This is a genomic window from Poseidonocella sp. HB161398, assembly GCF_005870025.1.
GTDB lineage: Bacteria > Pseudomonadota > Alphaproteobacteria > Rhodobacterales > Rhodobacteraceae > Mangrovicoccus.
In genome coordinates this window covers 1-7,124 of the sequence record NZ_VATA01000140.1, presented here as the reverse complement: position 1 = coordinate 7,124, position 7,124 = coordinate 1, and the positions used below count along the sequence as shown (strand labels likewise).

The following is a 7,124-nucleotide window of genomic DNA, read 5'->3' as shown; positions in this document are numbered from 1 at the left end:
GCCCTGCCGCGCGAGATGGCCGTCGAACTGGCGGAACAGCGCCTCGACCATGCCTGCTTGCGCGAGCGCCTCGCGGTAGAGCCAGACGGTCTTGGCGTCAGGCACCCGGCCTTCCAGCCCGAGGCCGAGGAACCGCATGAAGGACAGTCGGTCGCGGATCTGGTACTCGATCTGGTCGTCGGAAAGGTTGTAGAGCGCCGCCAGAACCAGTGTCTTGAACATCAGCACGGCGTCCATGGGCTTGCGCCCGGCGCGCGATTTCCGCTCGGCTTCCGGCTTGCGCCACACCAGCTCCAGTGCCGGACGGAAGTCCTCCCACGGCACGACGGCTTCGAGCTCGGCCAGCGGGTCCTTCTTGGCATCCAGGCTCGCGTAGCGATCTGAAAGACCAAAGGAACCCATCTGTGCCATCGCCATGCCCCAGCCGCCGAACGCCCCCCGCATCAAACCCCAGCCGCGGCACCGCAGCAAATTTTAGAGGTGCCCTTGTGTCAACGCCAACGAGTTAACGTGACAACTCCCGACAAAGACCCCTCCGAGATCCGGGAAAATTCGTGCTATGATCGCAGAAAAGTCATGGGTGTGGCCCGGAGGGCGACTCGATGCGACCTGAACGCGAATTCCTTAGGGCCTTGGGCCTTGCCTTGCTCTGCACCGCTGCGGTGCCCGGCGGTGCGCAGGAACGGGTGGGTCATGCGGGCTGGGCCAATACTGAGGCGCGGGGACAGCCGCCGCGGGAGTCCTCTTCCCGTCGGATTGAACGGGGCCTGGCCATGATCCGCCGTGAGGTCGTCACGACCAATGCCACCGGGGGCACGGAGATCGAATTCGCCAACAATGCGCTGCTGCAGGTTGGCACCGGCTGCCGCGTGGTTCTAGACAACCGCTTCTATGACCCCGAGCTCGACCTCTACGTGACACCGGTGGCTCAGAACCGTCTGGCCAAGCGCTGCGTGGTGGATGTGGACATGCTCTCGGCAGGGCGCGGCGAAACTGTTGTGGTGACCAGCCCGGCTGGCACGCTGGAAATGTCCGGGGCCAGGGTCTTGGCGGCAATCGCAGCCGGCGACGCGCCTATCCGGCTTTCGGGACCCGGCGGGGCGCCATTCGACGCGGCCACCGCGACCCTGGCGGTCGATTTTGCTCCGGGCGGGGCGTTGGTGGCCAACGGCGTCGAGATCCGGCGCCCCGGCTATGCTGTCGCGACGGATTCCAGTGGCCGACAGATCGGTCCCTTCCCGCTTAGGAGTAACGCCTTTGCTACGCTAACGGATTCGCTTAACGCTGCCAGCCAGAGCTCGGCGGGGCTGGCTTGGGAACTCGAACCGGCGCTGCGCCTGCCGCGCCCCGTGCCGACGGCCGCACCTCGGAGCAACTGCCGCCGCGACGATTGCGAGCGTGTCGTCCCGCCCGATCCCGTCGTCCCGCCCGATCCCTACGACTACGACTACTACTACTTGTCCGACTGAAGGTTTTCGCTGCCTTGGCTCGTGGCGGCGCCGTGGAAGACGATGCGGACAGTCCCAGGTTGCACTGGGTGCACCCTAGCCTGGCGGCTGCCGGTCTTCTGCTCCGGCCAGGTCCGCGGTGCATCCCATCGGCGGGCGGTCGAGAATTGGGACCGGCTCGCTCCGGCAGGAAAACGGCTGTTCCGCTGTTTCGCCGCAGTCGCGGTCGATCCGCGACCCGTCAGGGAGGATCGTCCGGCACAGGCAGGCACCGTCGAGGGCTTTCGCCAGGGGCCGGCCGTTCCACGCCACCAGGTTGCTTCCGGCGAAAGTGGCCCCGGTCAGATCGCTCCGGGCGAAATCAGCGCCAGGGCCTAGATAAGCGCCGGCGAAGCTGGCATTGCGCAGATCGGCGTTCAGGAAGGTGACCGGCCGTTCCTCGCCCGGCGCTCCGGCCCAGCCGGCCTTCCGGATGCCGATGACCGCCTTCTCGAAGGTCGCCGAGGCAAGCCCGGCGCCATTGAAGCGCACGTTCAGGAGGGTTGCGTCGGAAAAGCAGGCGCCGTTGAGACTGGCGAAGTTGAAGGCGCCGCCGTATTCCAGTCGCGCGCCGTCGAACTGGCTACGGTCGAGGCTCGCATAGGCGAAGGAGGGCGCCGCTGCAAAGACCGTCTGGTTTAGCAGAGCGCCGGTGAGATCTGCCCGGAAGAAGGTGACGTCGGTCTCGAACCGGGCCCCGGCGAAATCGGCTTCCCGCAGCTTGCTCTCAATGAAATCCGTCTCTGACAGCACCGCGCGGGCCAGCTTTGCCCGGTTCAGCGAGGCCTTGTTGAAGAGTGCGTTCGACACCCTGATCCGCTCCATCCGCGCCCCGTCCATGTTCACGCCGGTGAAATCGGTGGAATAGATTTCGCTCTCGGCCACGACGTCCCGCATGTCCGCATTACTCAGGCGGGTGCCGCGCAGGTCGGCCCCGGAAATCGTGGCGAACCGCATGTCCGCATGGCGCAGGTCGAGCCTGCTCCATTCGACATGGGGCTGATCGTCGGAGATCCCCAGGTCGGCGCGCTTCAGGTCGATCTTGCGCATCTGGAACATGCTGTCGCTGAACCGCGCAAGCAGCTCCTGCCGACTGCCCAGGGCCATCGGCATGAATACCGTCAGCGCCACGACGGAGGCGGCGAAGACGATCCCGAACCCTACGTGGAACGCCAACCTGCCGGCCTCCGGCCAATCGCGGGCGGGGAGCAGGCGGCGCAGGTAGCACAGCAGTGCGCAGCCGAAGATCGTCAGCACGGTGGCCGAGGCGAGGATCTTCGCTTCGGGCCGGAACATGACCCGCCAGGTGAAGAAGACCAGCACCAGCGGCACATAGGCGTAGAACATCAGATCGGTTGCCAGCCGTCCCCCCGGGCTGGTCATGGTGAAGACGTAGCTTTCGCCCGGGTGGTGTCCCTGGCGCCTGTATTTCAGTAGGCGCCCATAGAACAGATGCAGGTAGATGAGAATGGCGATCAGCGTGACCGGCGCGTAGAGCAGCATCGTCGAGAGCGGGACCTCGGTGCGGATAATCGGCCAGTTGATCAGCGCGTCCGCGCGCACCAGATCGGCGTCCGGCGCATCAAGCGTCACCAGCATGAACAGGCCGGACACCAGCAGCAGCAACGCGATCTGCCGGATCCGCTTGGCCAGTTCCTGCACATCGCCCGCGATGTGGTCTCGATCCATGTCCCCCCCTGCGTCAGAAGCTGCGTGACAGGCCGGCCGAAATGGTTCGGTTCTCGTAATCGTACTTGGCGTCGCTGGACTCTCGCCGGTCCCAGCCAACGGCAAGCTCCAGCTCGACGTTCCGGGCGACCGGCACCGAGGTGGACAGGGTCACCGTGTCCCGCCAGTCGTGCCGCTTCGGGCCGGAGCCCGGTTCGGTGCCCCATGAGCTGCGCTCGCGGCGGTATTCGATGCCGGTGACCCAGTCGCGGGCGGTCGCGCCGAAGGGCGCGCCATGGCTCACGAAGGACCAGAGTTCGCCTGCGGAGCTGCTGCGGTCGTTCAGATCCCCGTTTGCGTCGGTTTCCCGGGAGGAGATCGCGGCGCCCAAGACGACATTCTGGCGCGGATACCAGCTCGCGGAGAGACGGCCTCGGGTTTCGCGTCCGTCCAGATCGCCGCGGCCGTGTCCATGCTCCTGCTCGACTGTCGAGAGGTGCAGCCGCCAGGATAACGCTGGTCCCTGCTGCAGCTCCGCCTCCAGGCCGACGCCATAGTCGGTCGAGTAAGGCGCGTCGTCGGACCACAGGCCGCTAACCACGGCATAGGGGCGGAACCTGGCTTCCAGCCCGAACGGGGCGGCGCGCAGCCGGGGGCCGAACCGGAGTCCGGCATAGCTGCTGTCCAGGTACCGGGCCTTGCCATCATGCACAGAGGTAGAGAGGTCGAGACTGGTCTCCAGTGTGGCGGCGTTCTGCCAGCCCGGGTCGAAGACATGGGTGAGGCCAGCGGTAGCGATGGCGCTAGAAGTGGCCACGCCCTCGGGTTTCTGCAGCAGCTGCTCGCCGTCGCCGATTTCCGCCGGGGCGTCGGTCTCGTGTTGCAGCGTGAGCGAAATCCGCCCGGAAAAGCGATTCCGCGCGAGGTCGCCGTCAAGCCGCCGCAAGCGCGCCTCGACCTCGGCCCGGATGTCTGCGGGAATGTCGGCGAAACCTGCGGCCCGCCGATAGTACTCCCGCGCCAGATAGGTGTTTCCCAGCCTCTCGTGAATGACCCCGAGCCGCAGATAGGCTGGCCCGGCAGTTTCGTCATAGGCCAAGATCCGGCGATAGCCCGTCGCCGCCAATCGCAGGAGCGCTTCGGCCTCGGCGGGGGGCGCGCGGCCGGCCAGGGCCTCGGCGCGCCTCGCCTGGCGGTAGAGTTCGGGGAGCCCGGCTCCGTCCTTGGTGACTTCCGCTGATATAGCTTCGAATTCCGCATCGAAGCTCTGGGAAAATGCGGGCGCGTTCGCCAGCAGCAGGCAGGTGCAGAATGGGACAATTCTCATCTTGCGCGCCTTCCGGGTGGCGCGCCCGCAGGCGGAGCGCATTGGACATTCGGAAAATATTGATATCGTATAGATTGTATGGTTACATCACCGCTCGCCTCTAAGCAAGAGATTGCCCTCGGGGGATACATCATGTGTGGGTAGACCCCGTGTCAGCGGGCGCACGACTCGGCTGGCATTATGCGATCGAATGGGCATTGATGCGCAAATGCAGGTGGGGATTCACGGTGTCGACCTCCGAGCTGCTGAGTCTGATGAAAGCCCGCGAAGGTGGCGACATCCAGCGCGGGAAGTTCCTTCTCAGTGGCGGCAGCGAAATCATATCAACCCAGAGCTTCGGAGAGGGCGGAGGCGGACAGCTGGCCCAGCTTCTGGGCGTGGATGCCTCTGGCCGCACCTCCGCCGAGCTCGGTGCCATGTATCTAGACGCGCATGACTGATCGCCGACGAGGTTCGCCTGAACGCGCTCCGGCGACGCGGCACCCGTTCATGATCCTAAGAACCGGGGCCTCAACCACCGTTGGCGCGGCACCGGAGACCGACAAGCCGTAGCTTCAGGCGGTTCCGATGGAAGCGTTCGACATCTTCAACAGGGTCGCCGCCGCCAGGCGCGACGGATGACGTCGGCATACCAGCGCTGATCCGCCCGAAAACCGCCTTGCATTCCCGGACACCGCCTCAGTCAAGCAATGGCGCGAAAACGGCCCGGACACGGCCCAGCACCGTCACGCCTGCTCCCATCGCCGCGCGGGGCAGAACCTCGGCCTCGATGGCCGGGTTGTCTGGGCGCAGGAGCAGCCAGTCCTCTCCGGCGCTCAGCCGCCGCACCAGCACCCGGTCATTCCGGCGCAGGGCGAAGATCGCCGCGGCAGCGCACGGAGACCGGTCCGCCCCGTCGGCCAGTACCGCCGCGTCCATCGGAACAAGCGGAGACATCGCCGCGTCCCCGGCGCGGAGCAGCAATGGCTCCGACACGCCCCGGGCCTCCAGCCAATCCGGCGGCAGGCCGAGGGAAGCAGGCCCTGGTCCGGCAACCTCCGGCATGGGAAGCACCAGCAATTCGCCCTGCTCCACGGACGGCGGAGCCTCCACGCGCGGCGGTCCGACATAGAGTTCCAGCCCAAGCGCCGCGCAGATCGCCTGCGCCCGCTCGAGTGTCGGACTTGCCTCCTTGGCATCCTGCCGCACCGCGCTGCGCAGGTATCCCGTCCGGAACCCGTAGAGCGTCTCCGCCTGGTTCACGTTGAGCCCCAGCTCGGCCAGCCTCTGTCTCACGATCTCGGAAAAGCGCATCGTCACCTCTTGTTCGGGATATTTCCCGAACCTCGGGCTTGCAATTTGGGCTTATCCCGCACTATGTAGGTTTTATCCTATTTTTCTTTCGGGAATTCCCCGGCAACTTGTGCCATGGCGCCACAAGCCAGGTCGTCCCGCTGTCCCCTTCCCCGCACTCCAGAGAAAACGAGGCCCAAATGCCCAGACGCTTCTCCCGCGACGCCTTCGAGCACCTGCTCTTCCCGCTGCACCCGAGCCTCTACGCCGCCATCGAAGGCAAGCTCGCCGAGATGGACAGGCTCCAGCCCGGGCTTCTCGACGGCGCCGCCGCGCTGGCGCGGGTCTCGAATGCGATGGGCTCCCGCGAGGAATTCGGAACTGACCGGCTCGGCGGCGCGCCCCTGCCCCTCCACGACCTGCGGCTGATCGTGGTCGCCGAAGAGGGACGTCCGCTGCGCAAGGCGCAGGCCGCGCGCATCGACATCCTGCCCCATGCCGCCCGCCCGGCCGCGGGCTATACCGGCTGCCACCTGATCGTCACCGTAGTCACCGGCGGCATCCAGACCGGGCACATCCTGCCGCTCGGCTATGCGCTGCGCGAGCTCGAGGACATCACGCTGCGCCCGGGCGGCTACCAGATCTACCGCCACCATCTCTATCCCAGTACCGCGCCGATGCCGGTCGCCCCGATGCTGCCGGGCATGGACCCGGTCCTGCCCTGGGCCGCCTATGCCGGAACGGGCCTCGTCTACACGGGTCTCACCAGCCGCAGCTGGGCCAAGCGCCTCGCCGAGCACCGCCGCGCCGCCCATGCAGGCAGCGGCACGCTGTTCCATCAGGCGCTGCGCGGGACCTTCTTCGCGGTGGCGAAGACCGAACACGAGATCCTCCGCGCCGGGGTCACCCGCGCCGAAGCGATGCGGCTGGAGGAGATCGAGATCGAGGACCGCTCGCTCTTCCCGATCCACGCGCGGGGCCTGAACATGATCCCCGGCGGCGAGGCGGGGATGAAGTTCATCGCGCAGTGGCGGCGCGGCAGCAGCGCCCCGCCCGAGCCGGGCGCGGTCGAGGAGGCCTATGACGCGGCGCTGAAGGAGATGCTCGCGGCGCGGCTGGAAGGCTGCGTGCCGGATGCCTCGGCGATCGCGCGGCTCTGGGCAGAGAACCTGGCCTACCGGATCGGGGTGACCTGCGGGCGCGAGGACCGGCTGTCGCAGCTGCAGATCACCTTCGCGCGGATCTGGCATGCCTGCGGTTGGAGCGAAGAGAAGATAGCGGAGAAGCTCGACGGCGTCGACCGCCGCCGCGCCAGCCCGGAGCAGGTCCGCCGCCTCCTCGCCGGAAAGACCTATGCCGATGTCCCGAAC

Annotated in this window: 7 protein-coding genes; 3 read left to right on the top strand and 4 right to left on the bottom strand. The window is 66.8% G+C overall.

The features are described from left to right. On the bottom strand, positions 1-411 hold a 411-nt coding region (locus tag FGX59_RS35585), incomplete at its 3' end, for a transposase (RefSeq protein WP_138473304.1). Positions 412-773: 362 nt separating this feature from the next. Here FGX59_RS35585 and FGX59_RS35580 point away from each other — a divergent pair. Further along, entirely contained in the window at positions 774-1,469 is a 696-nt protein-coding gene (locus FGX59_RS35580; protein ID WP_138473303.1) for a hypothetical protein, read from the top strand. A gap of 75 nt (positions 1,470-1,544) precedes the next feature. Here the strand turns inward: FGX59_RS35580 and FGX59_RS35575 are convergent, their stop codons facing one another. Both FGX59_RS35575 and FGX59_RS35570 read right to left on the bottom strand, forming a co-directional pair. Further along, positions 1,545-3,149, bottom strand: a complete 1,605-nt coding sequence (locus FGX59_RS35575; RefSeq protein WP_171060997.1) for a pentapeptide repeat-containing protein — start codon at positions 3,147-3,149, stop codon at positions 1,545-1,547. A gap of 40 nt (positions 3,150-3,189) precedes the next feature. Next, complete coding sequence (locus FGX59_RS35570) at positions 3,190-4,482, bottom strand: hypothetical protein (RefSeq protein ID WP_138473301.1); 1,293 nt, start codon at positions 4,480-4,482, stop codon at positions 3,190-3,192. A 134-nt stretch (positions 4,483-4,616) separates the two neighbouring features. Here FGX59_RS35570 and FGX59_RS35565 point away from each other — a divergent pair, with 134 nt between their 5' ends. Then, a complete protein-coding gene (locus tag FGX59_RS35565) occupies positions 4,617-4,922 on the top strand; it encodes a hypothetical protein (protein ID WP_138473300.1) in 306 nt (101 codons plus the stop codon). Positions 4,923-5,160: 238 nt separating this feature from the next. Here the strand turns inward: FGX59_RS35565 and FGX59_RS35560 are convergent, their stop codons facing one another. After that, complete coding sequence (locus FGX59_RS35560) at positions 5,161-5,775, bottom strand: hypothetical protein (protein WP_138473299.1); 615 nt, start codon at positions 5,773-5,775, stop codon at positions 5,161-5,163. 179 nt (positions 5,776-5,954) lie between these two features. Here FGX59_RS35560 and FGX59_RS35555 point away from each other — a divergent pair. Further along, on the top strand, positions 5,955-7,124 hold a 1,170-nt coding region (locus tag FGX59_RS35555; RefSeq protein ID WP_138473298.1), incomplete at its 3' end, for a hypothetical protein.

Coding starts and splice junctions, on each gene's coding strand:
- FGX59_RS35580 (WP_138473303.1), top strand. CDS start 774: ATGATCCGCCGTGAGGTCGTCACGACCAATGCCACCGGGGGCACGGAG.
- FGX59_RS35570 (WP_138473301.1), bottom strand. CDS start 4,482: ATGAGAATTGTCCCATTCTGCACCTGCCTGCTGCTGGCGAACGCGCCC.
- FGX59_RS35560 (WP_138473299.1), bottom strand. CDS start 5,775: ATGCGCTTTTCCGAGATCGTGAGACAGAGGCTGGCCGAGCTGGGGCTC.